The 17,662-nt window shown below is 62.2% G+C and carries 17 protein-coding genes and 3 pseudogenes; 8 read left to right on the top strand and 12 right to left on the bottom strand.

The genetic code is table 11. The annotated features are described in order from the left end of the window. Window position 1: 1 nt before the first annotated feature. Genes ACF0H6_RS05700 through sigE form a run of 3 tightly spaced genes read right to left on the bottom strand, consistent with a single transcriptional unit; the run spans window position 2 to window position 1,976 of the window. A complete protein-coding gene (locus ACF0H6_RS05700; RefSeq protein ID WP_395249892.1) occupies window positions 2-385 on the bottom strand; it encodes a twin-arginine translocase TatA/TatE family subunit in 384 nt (127 codons plus the stop codon). A gap of 31 nt (window positions 386-416) precedes the next feature. Next, the gene (locus tag ACF0H6_RS05705; RefSeq protein ID WP_395248798.1) at window positions 417-1,325 is read right to left on the bottom strand and encodes a hypothetical protein; all 909 of its coding nucleotides are present in this window, start codon (window positions 1,323-1,325) and stop codon (window positions 417-419) included. Between the two features lie 6 nt (window positions 1,326-1,331). Continuing rightward, complete coding sequence (gene sigE / locus ACF0H6_RS05710) at window positions 1,332-1,976, bottom strand: RNA polymerase sigma factor SigE (protein WP_395248799.1); 645 nt, start codon at window positions 1,974-1,976, stop codon at window positions 1,332-1,334. A 258-nt stretch (window positions 1,977-2,234) separates the two neighbouring features. Here sigE and ACF0H6_RS05715 point away from each other — a divergent pair, with 258 nt between their 5' ends. Continuing rightward, the gene (locus ACF0H6_RS05715) at window positions 2,235-2,867 is read left to right on the top strand and encodes an O-methyltransferase (RefSeq protein WP_395248800.1); all 633 of its coding nucleotides are present in this window, start codon (window positions 2,235-2,237) and stop codon (window positions 2,865-2,867) included. Window positions 2,868-2,968: 101 nt separating this feature from the next. Here ACF0H6_RS05715 and ACF0H6_RS05720 read toward each other — a convergent pair whose 3' ends face one another. The 4 genes from ACF0H6_RS05720 to ACF0H6_RS05735 all read right to left on the bottom strand — a co-directional run bounded on the left by ACF0H6_RS05720 (window position 2,969) and on the right by ACF0H6_RS05735 (window position 5,860). Beyond that, the gene (locus ACF0H6_RS05720; RefSeq protein ID WP_009357720.1) at window positions 2,969-3,136 is read right to left on the bottom strand and encodes a DUF3117 domain-containing protein; all 168 of its coding nucleotides are present in this window, start codon (window positions 3,134-3,136) and stop codon (window positions 2,969-2,971) included. A gap of 231 nt (window positions 3,137-3,367) precedes the next feature. Further along, window positions 3,368-4,639 (bottom strand): hypothetical protein, encoded by a 1,272-nt coding sequence (locus tag ACF0H6_RS05725; RefSeq protein WP_395248801.1) that lies wholly within the window; start codon window positions 4,637-4,639, stop codon window positions 3,368-3,370. Then, window positions 4,636-4,971, bottom strand: coding sequence for a DivIVA domain-containing protein (locus ACF0H6_RS05730; RefSeq protein WP_395248802.1), 336 nt, complete (start codon window positions 4,969-4,971; stop codon window positions 4,636-4,638). Before ACF0H6_RS05730 ends, ACF0H6_RS05725 begins: the two co-directional genes overlap by 4 nt. Window positions 4,972-5,008: 37 nt before the next feature. Further along, a complete protein-coding gene (locus ACF0H6_RS05735; RefSeq protein ID WP_395248803.1) occupies window positions 5,009-5,860 on the bottom strand; it encodes a TIGR00730 family Rossman fold protein in 852 nt (283 codons plus the stop codon). Window positions 5,861-6,044: 184 nt separating this feature from the next. On the opposite strand from ACF0H6_RS05735, the pseudogene ACF0H6_RS05740 reads away from it, so the two are divergent. The 4 genes and pseudogenes from ACF0H6_RS05740 (at window position 6,045) to ACF0H6_RS05755 (ending at window position 9,309) form a co-directional block, all read left to right on the top strand. Further along, window positions 6,045-6,801, top strand: a pseudogene (locus ACF0H6_RS05740) (amino acid ABC transporter ATP-binding protein). 116 nt (window positions 6,802-6,917) lie between these two features. Further along, window positions 6,918-7,751: a glutamate ABC transporter substrate-binding protein gene (locus ACF0H6_RS05745; RefSeq protein WP_395248804.1), complete on the top strand. Its 834-nt coding sequence runs from the start codon at window positions 6,918-6,920 to the stop codon at window positions 7,749-7,751. 62 nt (window positions 7,752-7,813) lie between these two features. Beyond that, window positions 7,814-8,461: an amino acid ABC transporter permease gene (locus tag ACF0H6_RS05750; RefSeq protein WP_395248805.1), complete on the top strand. Its 648-nt coding sequence runs from the start codon at window positions 7,814-7,816 to the stop codon at window positions 8,459-8,461. Next, window positions 8,458-9,309 carry an amino acid ABC transporter permease gene (locus ACF0H6_RS05755; RefSeq protein ID WP_395248806.1) on the top strand — a complete coding sequence of 284 codons (852 nt, stop codon included), beginning with the start codon at window positions 8,458-8,460 and terminating at the stop codon, window positions 9,307-9,309. The genes ACF0H6_RS05750 and ACF0H6_RS05755 overlap by 4 nt, the downstream gene beginning before the upstream one ends. Window positions 9,310-9,391: 82 nt before the next feature. Here ACF0H6_RS05755 and dapE read toward each other — a convergent pair whose 3' ends face one another. After that, entirely contained in the window at window positions 9,392-10,516 is a 1,125-nt protein-coding gene (gene dapE, locus ACF0H6_RS05760; protein WP_395248807.1) for a succinyl-diaminopimelate desuccinylase, read from the bottom strand. A gap of 86 nt (window positions 10,517-10,602) precedes the next feature. On the opposite strand from dapE, the gene dapD reads away from it, so the two are divergent. Both dapD and ACF0H6_RS05770 read left to right on the top strand, forming a co-directional pair. Beyond that, window positions 10,603-11,628, top strand: a complete 1,026-nt coding sequence (dapD, locus tag ACF0H6_RS05765; RefSeq protein WP_395248808.1) for a 2,3,4,5-tetrahydropyridine-2,6-dicarboxylate N-succinyltransferase — start codon at window positions 10,603-10,605, stop codon at window positions 11,626-11,628. Between the two features lie 11 nt (window positions 11,629-11,639). After that, window positions 11,640-12,481 (top strand): annotated as a pseudogene (locus ACF0H6_RS05770) (hypothetical protein). Between the two features lie 4 nt (window positions 12,482-12,485). Here the strand turns inward: ACF0H6_RS05770 and ACF0H6_RS05775 are convergent. Next, a complete protein-coding gene (locus tag ACF0H6_RS05775; protein WP_395248809.1) occupies window positions 12,486-13,097 on the bottom strand; it encodes a hypothetical protein in 612 nt (203 codons plus the stop codon). Window positions 13,098-13,167: 70 nt separating this feature from the next. Continuing rightward, complete coding sequence (locus tag ACF0H6_RS05780) at window positions 13,168-13,785, bottom strand: TetR/AcrR family transcriptional regulator (protein ID WP_395248810.1); 618 nt, start codon at window positions 13,783-13,785, stop codon at window positions 13,168-13,170. Window positions 13,786-13,899: 114 nt separating this feature from the next. Between ACF0H6_RS05780 and galE the strand changes: the two genes are divergently transcribed. Continuing rightward, window positions 13,900-14,913 carry a UDP-glucose 4-epimerase GalE gene (gene galE / locus ACF0H6_RS05785; RefSeq protein WP_395248811.1) on the top strand — a complete coding sequence of 338 codons (1,014 nt, stop codon included), beginning with the start codon at window positions 13,900-13,902 and terminating at the stop codon, window positions 14,911-14,913. A 67-nt stretch (window positions 14,914-14,980) separates the two neighbouring features. On the opposite strand, the gene ACF0H6_RS05790 is transcribed toward galE, so the two are convergent. Continuing rightward, window positions 14,981-16,264: a citrate synthase gene (locus tag ACF0H6_RS05790; RefSeq protein WP_395248812.1), complete on the bottom strand. Its 1,284-nt coding sequence runs from the start codon at window positions 16,262-16,264 to the stop codon at window positions 14,981-14,983. 244 nt (window positions 16,265-16,508) lie between these two features. Continuing rightward, window positions 16,509-17,656, bottom strand: a pseudogene (dapC, locus tag ACF0H6_RS05795) (succinyldiaminopimelate transaminase). Window positions 17,657-17,662: the final 6 nt, after the last annotated feature.

Genomic DNA, 17,662 nt, shown 5'->3' on the forward strand with positions numbered 1-17,662 from the left:
TTTAGGTGGCCTCGGAGTCGAAGGGCGGCTTTTCACCGATGGAAAGCCGCTCAAGAACCCGTTCGGGGGCCTTTGGCGCCATATCCATGGCTGCGGCTGCAACAGGCGCACCGTCACTCACAGGCTTCGTGTCGTCGTCGAGCAGCGCTTCTTTGATGATCCGGCGCGGATCGTACTGACGCGGGTCATATTTCTTCCAGTCGACGTCATCGATGTCAATGCCGACTTCTTCCTTGATCTGCTCGCGGGCACCGGACGCCATGCGCCGCAGTTCCTTGACCAGATTCGTCAGCTTCCGCGTGTATTCAGGCAAACGACTGGGACCGATCACGATGACGCCGATGATCAGCAGGACGAGAAACTCCGAGCCATTGATTCCAAACACGTATCGAAGATTACCTTGTCCGTCAGTCCGCTCAGAAACCTGCCATGCCGGCAAGGGTGCGAAGTCCCCGTTGCAACCGCTCATTCCATGTCTCTGCACTGATCGCGACAGGCCTGGAAACCAGCGAATCACCCGCCCTCACAAGCTCAGGAACGGCACCTGCGGCCTGGTCGGCAGGCAGATCGGAAGAATAGCGCAGCACTGCCACCGGCGAGGAATAAACGGCCTCCCACGAAGCTCCCTTGGTGATGGACAGCTGGGTCCCCGACGTGCCGGTGCCCTCCAGGTGCTGCTCCACGAGCGTCGCGTGGTGCTCACCGTTGCTGAGGTGCAGCTCCACTGCCGGGTGCCCATCCTCCATCATGGCGCCGGCAGAAACCACATGGTATCCCATGCTTGCCATCTCGGGACATGCCCAGCCGTCCTTCCGTAGTTCGGACAGCTGCTGCGCGTTGAGGCTAACGGTTCCGGGGACGGCGAGAGGCAGGCTCAACTGCGAACCCGTGAGAGGTAGTTGCTGTTCCGCGCTGCCGGGCGCCGTCGAACTGACCAGGGTCCGGACTTCCTGCTCGCCGCGGTTCGACGCCTGCGGAGCAGTTTCGCCGCCGAGTGCGTAGGCTGCGACCGCCAGTATTCCGGCGCTTACGGCGAGGCCGCCGGCAGCCACGCCAACAACCCTGATGCCGCGCCACATGCTGCTCCCGGGCGCCAAGTCTTGAGGGGCCTCGCATTGCGCCAATCGCTGAGTGTGTTCAATCAGGCGGGCAGTGAAATCGTGGCTCGCTTCGGGGACGGCCGCACGGCGAAGCCGTTCCAAATACTGCCGTTCCCGGAGTATCGCGGCCTGGCATTCAGAGCACTCCTGCAGATGCCCGGGGGCACGGCTGTGCCGGAGGACTCCCCGTTGCACGCCACCTCGTCGTCCGTTCAGCAGACCCATCGGCGACTAAAGGAGACCGGCGATGCGCGGTATCTTGAGCCGGGGCTTGCGGGCCTGCACCGGACGCGGATCCCGATGGGCCAGCTTTTCACGGAGCATGGTCCGTCCACGGTGGATGCGGGACCTGACGGTCCCCAGCTTGACGCCGAGCGCTTCGGCAACTTCGTCGTAGGAGAGGCCTTCAAGATCGCAGAGCACGACGGCGGCACGGAAGTCCGGTGGGAGTTCTTCCAAGGCGCGCTGGACGTCAAGATCCAGGTTGTTCAGCTCGAAGCTCTGCTCGGGACCGGGCTCGTGCCCAGGCAGCCGTGATTCGGCGTCCTCGGCCAAGGCATCGAAGCGGATGCGGCTCTTCCGGCGGGCCTGATCGAGGAAGAGGTTGGTAGTGATCCGGTGCAACCAGCCGTCGAGCGTGCCGGGCTTGAAGTTTTCAAGTGAACGGAAGACCCTGACGAAGACTTCCTGGGTGAGGTCCTCGGCGTCGAACTTGTTTCCGGTGAGCCGATAGGCAAGGCGGAAGACCTTGGCGGAGTGGTTTTCCACCACTTCCTCCCAGCTAGGCCTGACCCAGTCTTCCGCGGGCGGAGCCACGTCGGTGCTACTGAGGACTGCTGCCGTTGTCTGGACTGGCGCAGCACTTGATGCCCGCATCGTCCGCTCCCCTCAAACTGTTTGTCGTCCTGCCGGTCACTCAGGAGTTCGTTGCCGGCCGTCACTTGGATGGCTGGATATATATCATCCCAGTGTTGTCTGAGATTTTGCTGATCGCACGCCCGTTTTTCCCGCAGAGCGAACATCGTCCGGGTAGACCGGAAAGACACAGAAATACGGGCCGCGGGCGTCCGGGCTGGGTGGCACAAAGACAGTAGTCTGGAAACAATACCCCTCTGCCTGGAAAGCGAACCCCTCATGAGTGCCGACAAGTCAACCAGCTGGTCCTACGCAGAAGATCTGCCTGCCGAGGACGACGTGTTGCTTCGCGCCCGTGAACGTTCCTTCGAGCTGGGCGTCACTCCGGTCAGCCCCGGGGTCGGTGCTGTGCTCACAGTGCTGGCTGCGGCGTCGAAGGCCCAGACTGTGGTGGAGGTCGGTTCCGGGGCCGGCGTCTCTGGGGTTTGTCTTCTGCGCGGCCTCAGCCCGCAGGCTGTCCTGACCACTATCGACGTCGACGTCGAGCACCTCAAGGCGGCCCGCGAGGCCTTCCTGGAATCCGGCAGCCCGGCGAACCGCACCCGGACCATCTCCGGCCGCGCAGCGGATGTCCTGCCGCGGCTCACCGATTCCGCCTACGACCTCGTGTTCATCGACGCTGACAAGCCCAACTTTCCCGGCTACGTTGAGCAAGCCATCAGGTTGCTGAAGTCCGGCGGGACCCTGGTCATCAACGACGCCCTGGACAAGGACAAAGTGTCCAACCCGGCCGCCAGGGACAGCACCACCGTGGTACTGCGCCACATCGGAAAGGCCATCCGCGACGACGAACGCCTCTCCTCGGCAATGCTTCCCACAGGTGACGGCCTGCTGGTAGCGGTCAAGAAGTAGCTCCGGGCCGGGCGGAGTTGAGCACGCCATCGAGGCCTAAACATGAAAGCAGGGCGTCGGCTCTCCGCCGCGCCCTGCCCTGTGAATCTCTTCGATAACGCCTATTCGGTAACGCCTACAAGGCATTCCTTGAGGTTCGCCGCTTCTGCTGCGTTGAGCTCGACCACAAGCCGTCCTCCGCCTTCGAGCGGCACACGCATGATCAGGCTGCGGCCCTCTTTGGTTACTTCCATAGGGCCGTCGCCAGTACGTGGTTTCATAGCCGCCATTAGGAAAATCCCCTCCAGTTGTCCCAAATCCCGCCAACCCGGCCGGGCTGGCTCCGCGTGGAATGTACGGCGTCGACAGTCATGGCAGTTCAGTCGTCGTCGCCGAGCACCCGAGAGTGCTTTTTGTCCTTGCTTGTGTCCATTATCTCGTAATTACCCGCCCGTAGCTAATTGATGGACTTTTTCCGGCGGGCCGTGTTGGCGCTGGAACCAGCTACAGGACGCGTGGCATCACGGCGGGTAGTCGCCGCCGCCCGGAAGCTGAGCCCACGCCCATAGCCAGACGATCCACACGATCTGGAGCAGGATAAACATGACAACGACTGTTCCGCGGTAAGCCTTCGAGCGGGACAACCACGCCGCGCTCAATGCCAGGGGGAACAAGGGCAGGAGCATACGGAACGTACTCGTCTGCGGCTGCAGGAAGACCACGAGGTAGCCCATGTAACAGGTGCACCACAGCCTCAGTTCGGTGCCCAGGGCCCGGACCGGCTTGCTCATCATCAGCAAGGCAAAGGCCGCCACGAATACAAACGGCGCGAGCACCCCGAGCACCGGCCCGAAGAGCATTTGGCCGGTGTCGAACCACGGCTTAAAGAGGACCAGATCGTCCCCGCGCCACACGGTTTCGGTCTTGGTGTAGGCCAGCGGATCCCCGGTCACCGCCCACGCGATGGCCGGCCACGCGAGCGCCCCTGACGCGCTGACCACCACTAGCGCTCCCAGCGATGCAAGTTCCCGGGGCGTGGGAACGTGAGCGGCCCTGGGTAGTGTTCCGAATTCAGGCAAGGCCCCCGTCGCGCGCCGCCCGAATCTCTTCCAGAGGTGGTGGACCAAAAGCAGCCCGGCCATAGCCGCGAAGGGCACGCCCGTGGGCCGCGACAGGCACATGAGCAGCACCACGGGGATCGCCACAAGGTACTTCCGGCGCACCACCAGCAGCAGTGAAGCCGCCAGCAGGAGGGTATTGAGGGATTCCGCATAAGGAACTTGCAGGATGGGCGAGACGGGGAACGTCGAAAAGAAAACGACTGCCCAGAGAGCTGTGTTGCGCCCCGCGAATTCCCGGAAAAGTTTATAGACGACGAAAGCTGCCCCTAGCCCGGCCACCATGGCGATTACTGTCAGGGCCGGGAGGGTGGCCAATCCGGTAAGCGCGCCGAGGGCCCTTGCCAGGTAGGGAAACAGGGCATAGAACGCCCATGAGTTTTCCGCGACATTCCCGCTCGAATTGAGCGGCAGGGTAGACGGATAACCATTGTTTGCTGCTTCGGCGTACCAGCGCCCATCCCAAATAGTGATGAAGTTCCAGTAATCGGGCGCGGGTGGGAACCACGGATTGACGCCCTGCTGCAAAGCGGCAGCCATGAAGATGCACGCGCTGACAAGCCTCGCGGCAACGTAGATCAGGCTGACGTGGACCCACCACGGCCAGCTCGCACCATGGGCGGCGATCCGGCCCAGCCCCTTCATCGGTGTCCGCTCGTCGACCGTTTGGATCATGCCTTCGGTTCTTCCGGGTTCGCGGATTCTTCGAGGGCTCGTTTCAGCCGCTCGATCTCCCTGTCCTGGACGGTCAACTGATCCCTCAGTTCATCGAGCACTTCGTCCACCTGGTCCATCCGGTACCCCCGCAGGCCCAAGGCAAAACGCACGCGGTCGACGTCGGACGCCTTGGCTCCGGCGGGTAGCAGCACCGGCGGGAGGTTTGGCACAGGCTCGTCCAGGCCTGCGCCGGCGTTACGGCTGGACCGGGCTATTCCCGTGCCGAGGAACAACACAGCGCCGACGAGGACGATCGCGAGGAAGACGAGAAAGAAGCTCACAACACCCATCGTGCCAGATTCAGCTGAGAGCTCCCGGCCGGCACCACTACTCGGGGCGTTGGTCGCCGTTGGTCGAGGGTGGCCGCGGGATGCCGTGAAGGACGCGGTGCACCGCGTCCGCGGGATCGTCCACGAGTTGGATGAGATCCAGGTCCTTCGCGGAGACCATGCCCTCTGCCACCAAGGTTCCCTTGATCCAGTCGATCATCGGGCTCCAGAAGTCAACGCCCAGCAGGACTATCGGGAACGATGTCACCTTGCGTGTCTGCACCAGGACCATGGCTTCAAACAATTCGTCCAAGGTTCCCAAACCGCCGGGCAAGACGATGAACCCTTGTGCGTACTTCACGAACATGGTCTTCCGGGCGAAGAAGTACCTGAAGTTGATCCCCAGGTCCACCCAACGGTTCAGGCCCTGTTCAAACGGCAACTCGATGCCAAGGCCAACGGAGATCCCGTTTCCTTCGACTGCGCCCCTGTTGGCAGCCTCCATGGATCCTGGCCCACCGCCAGTGATGACGGCGACGCCGGCCTCGGCAAGGTGGCGGCCTACCTGCACGCCCATCTCGTAAAAGCCCGTGCCCGGCTTGGTGCGGGCGGAACCAAAGACGCTGACCGCGGGGCCGAGCTCGGCGAGTGCACCGAAACCTTCAACGAATTCACTCTGGATACGTAGCACCCGCCACGGGTCGGTGTGAATGAAGTGGTCCGCTCCCCTGGTGTCCAGGAGCCGCTGGTCAGACATAGGCATAGCAGCCTGTTTGCGCCGAAGCTCCAAGGGTCCTTTGTGCTTGGCTGGCACCTCTGCGGCGACGGCGGGAGCTGACGCCGTCGTTCCGTTACTGGTCGCTTTGCCATTGGCGTCTGGACTGGGAATCTGGGGCTGGCTGGTACTCATTGACATAGGCTAGCGCGGATGGACGGTGCTGCCGTTCCGGCGTGGCTCACTGGAATGAAGTTGTTGCGATCGTTAGCACTTTTTCCTCTTTCCTAGCTGCAGGAAAGATATCCGTTGAATCACGATCTTCAGAAGTTGCTGTGACCCACCTCATCGGTGGACATTTCTTCGCTAGATTCGACGTATGACTATTCAAGCCTCCAGCGATACCCTCGTCTCCCTGAACGGCGTCAACAAGCACTATGGTCAACTCCATGTCTTGAAGGACATCAACCTTCAGGTCAAGAAGGGTGAGGTTGTCGTGGTGATCGGGCCGTCGGGCTCAGGCAAGTCCACCCTGTGCCGCGCCATCAACCGCCTGGAGACCATCGACACTGGCGAGATCTCGATTGACGGCAAGAAGCTTCCGGAGGAAGGCAAGGAACTTGCAACCCTCCGGGCCGACGTCGGGATGGTGTTCCAATCCTTCAACCTCTTTGCCCACAAGACGATCCTCGAGAACGTCACGCTCGGACCGATCAAGGTCAAGAAACTGGACAAGGCAGCCGCAGACAAGGACGCCATGGCGTTGTTGGAGCGGGTCGGCGTCGGGCAACAGGCTCCGAAGATGCCCGCGCAGCTATCCGGCGGCCAGCAGCAGCGTGTCGCGATCGCCATGGGCTTTGGCCATGAAGCCGAAAGTCATGTTGTTCGATGAGCCCACTTCCGCGCTTGACCCGGAAATGATCAACGAGGTCCTGGACGTCATGGTCCAGCTGGCCAAAGAAGGCATGACCATGATCGTGGTCACCCATGAAATGGGCTTTGCCCGCAAAGCCGCGGATCGCGTGGTCTTCATGGCCGACGGCCAGATCGTGGAAGACGCCACACCTGAGGAATTCTTCACTAATCCCCAGAGCAATCGAGCCAAGGATTTCCTCTCCAAACTCCTGACCCACTAGCACCCATCGCACCCGGGCCGCAGGGCCGCAGGGCCGCACAATGAAAGGACTACCATGAAGGCTTTTATCACCCGGAGGAAATCCCTCCTGTCGCTGCAGGCGCAGCGCTCGCCCTTTTGCTTAGCGCATGCGGCGGCGGGGGTTCCACCACCGCGCCAAGCAGCGAGTCCGCGCCGTTTACCGTGGCCCAGAACGTGTCCATCACCGGCAGCCCTACGTTCGACACGATCAAATCGAACGGAAAAATCAGGATTGGCGTCAAGCAGGACCAGCCTGGCCTGGGCTTTAAGGACGCCGCGACCGGCGAGTACAGCGGTTTTGACATCCAGATTGCCCAGTGGATTGCGGCATCCCTCGGATTCTCCAAGGACAAGATCGAATACAAGCCGATCCCCTCAGCCAACCGCGAATCTGCCATCACCAATGGCGATATCGACTACTACGTCGGCACTTACTCCATTACTGACAAGCGCAAGCAGCTGATTGATTTCGCCGGTCCCTACTTCGTGACAGGTCAAGGCCTGCTGGTCAAGAAGGGCAACACGACGATCAACAGCGAGAAGGACCTGTCAGGGAAGAACGTCTGTTCAGCCACGGGTTCAACCCCCATCCAGAACATCAAGGCAAACTTCCCGAGTACAAAGACCACCGAATTCGACACCTACTCTCAGTGTGTTGAAGCGCTTAAGAGCGGCCAGGTCGATGCAGTGACCACCGACCAGGCAATTCTGATCGGCTACGCGTCGCAGGACACCGACAACCTCAAGGTTGTCGGCCAGCCCTTCACGGTTGAGAAGTACGGAGTTGGCCTGAAGAAGGGCGACAAGGCGCTTCGCCAGTTCGTGAACAAGATGTTCACCGACGGCGGCTCCACGTGGCAGAAGATCTATGACTCCACCCTGGGACAGTCCGGCACCAAGGTCACCCAGCCCGCAGTGGACAACTACTAAACCCATGTCGAGGGGGCGGCCAGTGGCCGCCCCCTCGAATATCGGCTGAAAGCGACCATTCTGTGAATACGCTGCTGAATAACTCCGACCTCTTCATCACGGGTTTCCGGAATACCCTCATACTTTTCTTCTTCTCGGGAATCTTTGCCCTGATCTTGGGCACCGTCGTGGCAACCCTGCGGGTTTCCCCGATCCCCGCGATGCGCGCGGCTGCCACGCTGTATATCAACGTCGTTCGCAACACTCCCTTGACCTTGATTTTGTTCTTTTTTGCCCTTGGCTATCCGAAGCTTGGGCTCGTGGAAATTGACTTCATGACCGCGGCGACGGTCGGATTGAGCCTCTACACCGCAACCTACGTGGCGGAAGCGGTCCGCTCCGGCATCAACACCGTGCCCGTGGGCCAGGCCGAGGCCGCACGTGCCATCGGGCTTCCGTTCACCCAAACCCTGACGCTGGTGATTCTCCCCCAGGCTTTCCGGGCTGTCATTCCACCCATGTTCAGCGTGTTCATAGCATTGCTGAAAAACACGACGGTTGCCGCGGGGTTCTCGGTCTTCGAGGCTGGAGCCATCCGGTCAAACCTGTCCGAGCGTGGCGAACCTGCCATGGCGGGCCTGCTCTGGGTCGCACTGGTCTTCGTTCTCCTCGTTTTCATCCTTTCCTACGTACAGCGAAAGCTTGAAAAGAAATGGAAGGTGGCACGATGAGCTCGGTCCTTTTTGACGCTCCGGGGCCAAAAGCCCGTGCACGCTACAGGATCTTTGGGGTCGTAACCGCCCTGGTGATCATCGCCGTCGTCGGGTTCGTGATTCTTCGTTTCGCCCAGAGCGGGCAGTTCGATGCGAAGAAGTGGCAGTTGTTCACGTTCCCGCTGGTCCAGCAGACAATCGTCCAGTCGGTAGGCGCCACACTTTCGGCTTTTGCCACGGCGGCGGTATTGAGCCTGGCGCTGGGTGTCCTGCTGGCCTTCGGCAGGCTCTCCGACCGCAAATGGATCAGCCTGCCGTGCTACGGGTTCACTGAGCTCTTCCGTGCGATTCCGTTGCTGATCCTCATGATGATTTTTTACTACGGACTTCCACCGCTCGGTGTGCAGATCACGCCCTTCACAGCGGTTGTTGCGGGCCTGGTGCTGTACAACGGATCGGTATTGGCGGAAGTCTTCCGTGCCGGCATCGAATCGCTCCCCCGCGGGCAGAGCGAGGCCGGCTATGCCATCGGTTTGCCCAAGAGTGCGGTCATGACAAACATCCTGCTGCCGCAGGCAGTCCGCTCGATGCTCCCGGTGATCATCTCCCAACTTGTGGTCATTCTGAAGGACACCGCGTTGGGCTTCATCGTGACGTACAACGAAATCCTCTTCCAGGCAAAGTACTTCGGAAGCCAGGCCCAGTACGGTTCACCCATCATTCCTTCCGCGATCATTGCCGGGGGCCTGTACGTCGGTATGTGCCTGATCCTGGCCGGGATCGCCAAGTGGCTGGAAGGCCGGATGCGCCGCAGCCTCAAAGTGGTGAAGGTAGCCAAGCCGGAAATCGTGGCCGTCGAAGGTTAGGCGCAAGGGCTCTTTTCGCCAGGCCAAACAAGGAGGGTCCGCAAGCAACAGCTTGCGGACCCTCCATGTTTCTTTGCGGAAGTCAGTCGGCCAGCCACAGCCGCAATGCGCGGAGGCACTCACGGATGGCGTCGGCGTCGACGTGTTCGTTGTCTTTATGGGCCAAAAGCGGATCGCCCGGGCCGAAGTTGACCGCCGGGACGCCCAGTTCACTGAAGCGGGCGACGTCGGTCCAACCGTATTTGGGCTTGGGCTCAGCACCGACGGCGGCGACGAAGGACGCGGCAGCCGGGTGGTTGAGGCCGGGCCGCGCCCCGGCGGCAGCATCGGTACGGACGACGTCGAAGCCCTCGAGCAGTTCCCGGACGTGGGCTTCGGCCTGGTCCGGAGTCTTGTCGGGGGCGAAGCGGTAGTTGATCTCCACCACGCAGCGGTCCGGGATCACGTTGCCCGCGGTGCCGCCCTTGATCTTGACTGCGTTGAGACTCTCCCGATAGTCCAGACCGTCCACGTTGACTGTCCGCGGTTCGTAGGCTGCCAAACGGCTCAGAATGGGCGCGGCAGCATGGATCGCATTGATGCCCATCCACGCGCGGGCCGAATGCGCGGTCTCCCCGACCGTGGTGGCTTCGAAGCGGCTGGTCCCGTTGCAGCCACCCTCCACGGTGCCGTCCGTGGGTTCGAGCAGGATGGCGAAGTCGCCCTCGAGGAGGTGGCCATGATTGCGGACGAGGCGGCCCAGGCCGCTTTTGACCGCTTCCACTTCCTCATGGTCGTAGAAAACGAAAGTGACGTCTTTACCCGGCTCGGCGCCGCCGTCGAACATTGTCGCGGCGAGCGCAAGCTGCACCGCCACGCCACCCTTCATGTCCGTGGCTCCGCGTCCATAGAGCAGCCCGGTGCCCGGGATGCCGGACTCCCAGGTGGAGGGCACGGTGCCGAGGGAGCCCTCGACGGTGGGCAGCGGAACAGTATCGAGGTGTCCTGCCAGGATGACCCGCTCCGGGCGGCCCAGCTCGGTCCGCGCGATGATGGCGTCGCCGTCGCGCACCAAGCGCAGGCCGGGAATTGCGCGGAGGGCGGATTCGACAGCGTCAGCCAACGCGGCTTCGTTGCCGGATACGCTGTTGACATTCATGAGCGCGGCGGTCAGCAACGCGACGTCTTGCCGGAGGTCAAGAAGAATCGGAGTAGTTTCAACGGTCACTTGTCCACTGTATCCCGGGCCAATTGCGACTCTTTCGGTCCACACACGGTTTCTAGGGAGTCAGTGGCTCTCGATAGACTTGCGTCATGACTGAAACCGCTGCCTCTGCCGCACTCGATAGCGCATCTGCAAACCATCGTTCCGCCTATGGCTTTGGCTTGGCCACTATCGCGATCTCCGACGCGGGCGAAGCGACAGTACTGGACGCATGGTTTCCGGCACCGGCCTTGGGCGTAGCGGCCGAATCGCTGCGTGCCGTCGAGCACGCAGATGAATCGCTGACAGCCCTTGCGGCCGAAGGTCGCGACGCGGACCGTGGCACCGAGCAGAAGGTGGTCTTCGCCCAGATCAACCTGGACGAGGCCCCGGCGGACACCGTTGATGCTTACCTGCGCCTGCACCTGCTTTCACACCGCTTGGTTCAGCCCAACAGCATCAACCTGGACGGCATCTTCGGGAAGCTCCCCAATGTTGTGTGGACCAACTTCGGTCCCGCCGCCGTGGACGGCTTTGAACTGACCCGTGCCCGCCTGCGCAAGCGCGGCGCCGTCACCGTCTACGGAGTGGACAAGTTCCCGCGCATGGTGGACTACGTGATCCCCACGGGCGTCAGGATCGCCGACGCCGATCGCGTCCGCTTGGGTGCCTACCTCTCCGAAGGCACCACGGTCATGCACGAGGGTTTCGTGAACTTCAACGCCGGCACACTCGGCACCTCCATGGTGGAAGGCCGAATCTCCGCAGGTGTCGTCGCAGGTGACGGCACCGACGTCGGCGGCGGCGCCTCCATCATGGGAACCCTCTCCGGTGGCGGCAAGGAAAAGATCTCCCTGGGTGAGCGCGTACTCCTGGGCGCCAACTCCGGCGTGGGCATCAGCATCGGCGATGACTCCGTGGTTGAAGCCGGCCTGTACGTGACGGCAGGAACCCGCGTCCGTATCCCCGGCCCGAAGGACCACAACGGTGAGGACACCAGCAGCATCATCAAGGCAGTAGAACTCTCAGGCGTGCCGAACTTGCTGTTCCGCCGTAACTCCACCACCGGTGAAGTTGAGGTCCTCCCCCGCAAGGGACAAACGGTGGAACTCAACGAAGCCCTCCACGCCAACTAGCTGAGACCTGGATGCGCCGTCTCCGACGCACCATCATCTTGCTGCTGGCGCTTGCCCTGGTGGCCGGCGCCTTCTACGCCGTGGTGACAATATTGCAGCGCTCCGACACTCTGGTGACGGAGCGCTGCGTCGCCGTCGTTGGCTCTGATTCATACGAGTTGGCGACCGATCAAGCGGCGAACGCCGCCCTCATCACGGCCGTTTCCGTACAAAGGGGACTGCCCCCGCGCGCAGCAACCATCGCCTTGGCCACCGCCATGCAGGAATCAAAACTTCGCAACATCGGCCATGGCGACGAGGTAGGCCCTGATTCCAGGGGCTGTTCCAACAGCGCCCGTCGCAGGGATGGGGCACCGAAGCCCAGGTCATGGACCCTGTCTATGCCACCAACGCTTTCTACGATCACTTGGTGAAAGTGCAGGGCTACGAAACCATGGCGATCACGGATGCAGCGCAAGCCGTCCAGCATTCAGCGTTCCCGCAAGCGTACGCACAGCACGAAGCGATGGGGCGCGCCTATGCCTCCGCCCTGACAGGCCATTCCGAGCGGGCCCTGAATTGCACCCTCCGTCCGGCGGACGCCGCCGGGGATCCGAACGTTGTTGTGGATACCATGACGACGGCGTTCGGTTCCTTGCCGGCCGTAGCGCAGGGCCGCACGGTCCAGCTGAATGCCGCTGGTCCGCAAGCGTGGGCTGTGGCTCAGTGGGCCGTGGCGAATGCCAAAGCGCTGTCCATCACCCAAGTGGACGTTGCCGGTGCAACGTGGAACCGGCAGGACCAGAAGGGTTGGCAGGACTCCACCGCACCGTCCGGTACGGTCACCATCACGGTATCCGCTCCGAAGACCTAGTTCCTCAAACCAAAAGCTCTACCACGGGCTGGACGTAGCTGCGGAAAACCTCCGGCTGGGACAATAAGCGGTGGCTCATGATCATCTTGTCCGGTTCCAGGTACCAGGCCCTTGGCTCGTTGAGGGGCAGCTCGATGATTGTCAGATTAAAGTCCCGCGAGCTCCGTCCGACTTCCAGCAACCGGTCCTCCACCATGTCACCAAGAAGCATGGTGGCGCCGCTGGCCTCACGTTCAGCTTCAAGTTTCTCGTACTCTTCAACGCGTTCACGGGCCCAGCTCAGGGCAGCGCCGAAATGGGCCTGAAGCACCCGTCGGAGGGCAGGCGAGTTGCCGAAGGCATTGAATCCAGGGGGTGAGAGCTCAGGCGCAGCTTCCGGATGCGCTTTCAGCAGTTGTTCCCACCACGCTTCCCACTCAGTCTTGAGGGCGTGTACCCCGCCTACCTCGGCGGTCAAATGAGTGTGGTCCGCTTGCCTGACTTTGGGCGTGGCATGGGAAAGGGACGGCGTTCCAGCGCCGTCCAGTCCGGCAACATCTCTCAGATACAAGGCAATGAGCATCGGTCCGGAGGTGTCCATTGTGATCCGCCACCCCTGACCGCCTGTGTCATGCATCCGAATGCCTCCCTTGGCAGGTGCCCGCTCAGAGCTCCAGTCTATTCCCGATGGGCCTTGGCGTTACCGTTTAGCCAGCAGCAACAAGGGTGCCCAGATGCGCTGTCAGGACGTCGCGGCACACCTCGGCCGTCATCCACTCCGGCTGCAAAAGTGCGTGCATGCACAGTCCGTCCAGGGTAGCGAGGAGGCGCTCGGCTTCCGTCACCAAGCGGGCCTGGCCGGCACCGGCGTCGGGCATTAAACGCAATACAAGCCGGCCGACAACGGCGGCCACCGCGCGGTGGCTGCGTGCGGCCTCCTCCTCGAGTACCGGCCTGATGCGGGCCGCGTGCCGAAATGCCATCCACGCGCAAGCGTCCACGGCCAGTTCCTCGTCCAGCGGCAGGAATTGACCCAGCAGGGTTAACATGGCGTCATCGTGTTCGGACGAGCCCGGCTCCAAGGATTCGACGACGGCGAACGCGTCCTCGAGCCGCCCGGCGATCCTGTCGATGACCACGGCAAAGGAGTGGACCAGGAGTTCGTCGCTGCTGGCAAAGTAGTGCCGGACCGAACCAACGGCCAGGCCGGCTTCATCGGCAACTTCCCGCAGGGACGCGCGTTCGAGGCCATCTGTGGCGATGATCCTGAAGACGGCTTCGACTACTTCCTGGCGCCGGGCTTCGGCATCAACAAACTTGGGCACAGAACTTTTTAGCACAGACGTGCTTGAACCGCGTCGAGCGGCACACGGGAAAGGCGGATTGTGGCGCACGCAACACTCGGCATGCAGGTGCCAACTTCGGCTAGCGTTGCTTGCATGAGAATTCTTGTTACGGGTGGCACCGGATATATCGGATCACACACCGTCCTGTCACTGTTGGAAACCGGACACGAAGTAGTCGTGGTGGACAACCTTGTGAATTCAAGCGAGGAATCCCTGCGTCGCGTTGGTGAGCTGGCAGGCAAGACTGCGGTCTTCCATCAAGTGGATCTGTTGGATGAAGCCGCGCTCGGGTCGGTGTTCGATCAGCACAGCATCGACGCCGTCATCCACTTCGCCGGCCTCAAGGCCGTTGGCGAGTCCGTGCAGGAACCCCTCAACTACTACTACAACAACATTGTTGGCACCCTGAACCTGCTCAGGGCCATGGACAAGCACGGCGTCCGCTCCATCGTCTTCAGTTCCTCAGCAACGGTGTATGGCGAGCACAACCCCATCCCCTACGTTGAGAAGATGGAGATCGGGGCGAACAACCCCTACGGCCGCACCAAGGAGCAGATCGAGGATGTCCTCACGGACCTCGGTGCCGCGGATGAACGCTGGCACATCGCTTTGCTTCGCTACTTCAACCCCGTGGGCGCGCATCCTTCCGGCCGGATCGGCGAGGATCCCCAAGGCATCCCCAACAACCTGGTGCCGTACATCGCCCAGGTTGCCGTCGGCCGCCGCGACAAGCTCATGGTCTTCGGCGGAGACTACGACACCCCGGATGGCACCTGCCTGCGGGACTACATCCACGTCGTCGACCTTGCCGAGGGCCACGTCGCCGCACTGGACTACGTCGCCGCCCGGCCTGGCGTGCACCGCTGGAACCTTGGCTCAGGGAAGGGCACGTCCGTGCTCGAGATGCTCCACGCCTTCGAACAGGCCGTGGGCCACCCGCTGCCCTACGAGATCACAGGACGCCGTGCCGGAGACCTGCCTGCGTTCTGGGCCGACGCCTCCTCTGCCCTGGCGGACCTCAGCTGGTCCACCACCAAGACCGTGGACCAGATGTGCGAAGACCACTGGCGCTGGCAGAAGAACAACCCCCTCGGCTACAGCTCTTAAAGCAACGCGGGGTCACTTACGGCCCATAATGTCCCTCAGGACGGGCCGTAAGTGACCCCGCGTTGTGTTAGATCGCCGGGTAGTCGCGCTCCGGCTCCCCTGTGTAGAGCTGCCGCGGACGGCCGATCTTCGTCTGGGGATCGTTGATCATTTCGCGCCACTGGGCAATCCAGCCCGGGAGGCGTCCGATGGCGAACAGCACCGTGAACATCTTCTCCGGGAAGCCCATGGCCTTGTAGATCAGGCCGGTGTAGAAGTCCACGTTCGGGTACAGCTTGCGCTGGATGAAGTAATCGTCAGCCAAGGCCTTCTCTTCGAGGCGCATGGCGATGTCCAAGAGTTCGTCATTGCCGCCGAGCTTGCCGAGGATCTCGTGTGCGGTTGCCTTGATGATCTTCGCGCGGGGGTCGTAGTTCTTGTAGACCCGGTGCCCGAAGCCCATGAGGCGGACGCCGTCTTCCTTGTTCTTGACCTTCTCCATGTAGTCCTCGGGCTTGATGCCGTCGGCCTGGATCTGGCGCAGCATTTTCAGCACGGCCTCGTTCGCGCCGCCGTGGGCGGGCCCGAAGAGGGCGTTGATACCCGCGGAAACCGACGCGAAGAGGTTCGCGTTCGAGGAGCCCACCAGGCGGACGGTCGACGTCGAGCAGTTCTGCTCGTGGTCGGCGTGCAGGATGAGGAGGAGGTCAAGTGCCTTGACCACCACAGGATCGAGCTCGTACTGCTCTGCCGGCAGACCGAAGCTCAACCGCAGGAAGTTCTCCACGAGGTTCATGGAGTTGTCCGGGTACAGCATGGGCTGGCCGATGGACTTCTTGTGGGCGTAGGCCGCGATGACCGGGAGCTTCGCCATGAGGCGGATGGTGGAAACTTCCACGTGCTCAGGGTTGAACGGGTCCAGGGAGTCCTGGTAGAACGTGGACAGCGCGGAGACGGCCGAAGACAAGACAGGCATTGGGTGTGCATCGCGCGGGAAGCCGCCGAAGAAACCCTTGAGTTCTTCGTGGAGCAGCGTGTGGTGGCGGATGCGCTGGTCAAACGCCTCAAGCTCAGTAGGCGTGGGCAGGTTGCCGTAGATCAGCAGGTAGGAAACTTCGAGGAAACTGGAGTGCTGGGCGAGCTGCTCGATCGGGTAGCCGCGGTAGCGCAGGACGCCGGCGTCGCCATCGATGTAGGTGATTGCCGAAGTGGTTGCGGCGGTGTTCATGAAGCCGGGGTCATAGGCGACGGCGCCCGTCTGCTTCAGCAGCTTGGAAACGTCGTATCCCTCGTTCCCTTCTACAACCTTGATCCGCGGGAGCTCGAGCTCGCCGCCGGCATGGCGCAGTGTAGCGCTGGTGGTCTCAGTCATGGAGTCCCCTTCATGAGGCTCTTGGCCTCTGTCGAAAGCTTGATCCAACCAACATCCGGTGACGCCGTCCGTGTGCCTGCTGGTGCAGAAGCCATCGGCCAGACTGCCTTCTTGGAGAAAGCCACCATTGATAGTCAGTTAAAAGCTACCGCCAGTAGGCGGGACAAACTAATCCACAACCTCCGGTTACTGGCGGATTGACGCGCCCTGTGCCGCAAGTCACAGCTTTGTTACCGGGCGGTTGTTATCGGGCGGCGTTCAAGCGTTCGACGGCGGCATCGATGCGTTCGTCGGTGCCCGTGAGCGCCACCCGGATGAAACCGTTTCCGGCGTCCCCGTAGAACACTCCGGGCCCGACGACGATCCCCAAGTCAGCGAAACGCTGAACCGTGTCCCACGTCGCCTCACCTGCAGTGGACCACAGGTACAGTCCCGCCTTGGACTCGTGAATCTTCAGGCCGAACTTCTGCAGTGCCGGCAGCAGCCGTTCGCGGCGGCCGCGGTAGAGGTCCTTTTGGGCCATCACGTGGCTGGTATCGCCGAGCGCGGCGCGCATGGCTTCCTGGACCGGGTAGGGCACGATCATGCCTGCGTGCTTGCGGCTGTTGACCAGATTCGCCACGATCGAGGAGTCGCCGGCCACGAAAGCCGCACGGTAGCCGGCCAGGTTCGATTGCTTGCTGAGGGAGTAAACGCAAAGCAGGCCGTTATTGGAGCCGCCCGTGACTCGCGGGTCAAGGAGACTCGGCACCGGTTCGCCACCGCGCTGGGCGTCCCATTCGCCCCAACCGAGTTCGGCATAACATTCGTCGGACGCGACCACAGCACCGATTTCGCGTGCCTGGGCCACGATCTGCTGAAGGGATTCGATGTCCCGGACGCTGCCGGTGGGGTTGCCCGGGGAGTTGATCCAGATGAGGCGGACCTTGGCGCGCGTGGCGGCGTCGAGTTCCTCCAGATTGTCCGCAGCCACCGCAGTGGCCCCGGCAAACATGGCACCGATGTCGTAGGTGGGATAGGCGACCGTGGGGCGGACCACGACGTCCCCGGCGCTCAGCCCCAGCAGGAACGGCAGCCAGGCCACCAGTTCCTTGGAGCCAACGGTGGGCAAAATGTCCTGGGGTCAATGCCGGGAACGCCACGACGGTTGGCGAACCAGACGGACACAGCCTCGCGAAGAGCTTCCGTGCCGTGGACTGTCGGGTAACCATGGGCATCCGATGCTCCGGCGAGGGCTTCGCGAACCAGCTCCGGCGTGGGGTCCACGGGCGTCCCGATGGACAGATTGACGGCGCCGCCCGGGTGTTCCGCAGCTTTGGCCACGTACGGCGCCATAGCTTCCCAGGGGTAATCGGGCAGCTTGAGGCCGAAGGCGGGAGCAGCAGAAATCAAAGGAAG

Source organism: Arthrobacter sp. NA-172 (genome assembly GCF_043952055.1).
GTDB lineage: Bacteria > Actinomycetota > Actinomycetes > Actinomycetales > Micrococcaceae > Arthrobacter.

Bases quoted from the DNA above. Each gene is read 5' to 3' on its own strand.
- ACF0H6_RS05705 (WP_395248798.1), bottom strand. From the start codon at position 1,325: ATGGGTCTGCTGAACGGACGACGAGGTGGCGTGCAACGGGGAGTCCTC.
- sigE (WP_395248799.1), bottom strand. From the start codon at position 1,976: ATGCGGGCATCAAGTGCTGCGCCAGTCCAGACAACGGCAGCAGTCCTC.
- ACF0H6_RS05715 (WP_395248800.1), top strand. From the start codon at position 2,235: ATGAGTGCCGACAAGTCAACCAGCTGGTCCTACGCAGAAGATCTGCCT.
- ACF0H6_RS05720 (WP_009357720.1), bottom strand. From the start codon at position 3,136: ATGGCGGCTATGAAACCACGTACTGGCGACGGCCCTATGGAAGTAACC.
- ACF0H6_RS05725 (WP_395248801.1), bottom strand. From the start codon at position 4,639: ATGATCCAAACGGTCGACGAGCGGACACCGATGAAGGGGCTGGGCCGG.
- ACF0H6_RS05730 (WP_395248802.1), bottom strand. From the start codon at position 4,971: ATGGGTGTTGTGAGCTTCTTTCTCGTCTTCCTCGCGATCGTCCTCGTC.
- ACF0H6_RS05735 (WP_395248803.1), bottom strand. From the start codon at position 5,860: ATGAGTACCAGCCAGCCCCAGATTCCCAGTCCAGACGCCAATGGCAAA.
- ACF0H6_RS05755 (WP_395248806.1), top strand. From the start codon at position 8,458: ATGAGCTCGGTCCTTTTTGACGCTCCGGGGCCAAAAGCCCGTGCACGC.
- dapD (WP_395248808.1), top strand. From the start codon at position 10,603: ATGACTGAAACCGCTGCCTCTGCCGCACTCGATAGCGCATCTGCAAAC.
- ACF0H6_RS05775 (WP_395248809.1), bottom strand. From the start codon at position 13,097: ATGCATGACACAGGCGGTCAGGGGTGGCGGATCACAATGGACACCTCC.
- galE (WP_395248811.1), top strand. From the start codon at position 13,900: ATGAGAATTCTTGTTACGGGTGGCACCGGATATATCGGATCACACACC.
- ACF0H6_RS05790 (WP_395248812.1), bottom strand. From the start codon at position 16,264: ATGACTGAGACCACCAGCGCTACACTGCGCCATGCCGGCGGCGAGCTC.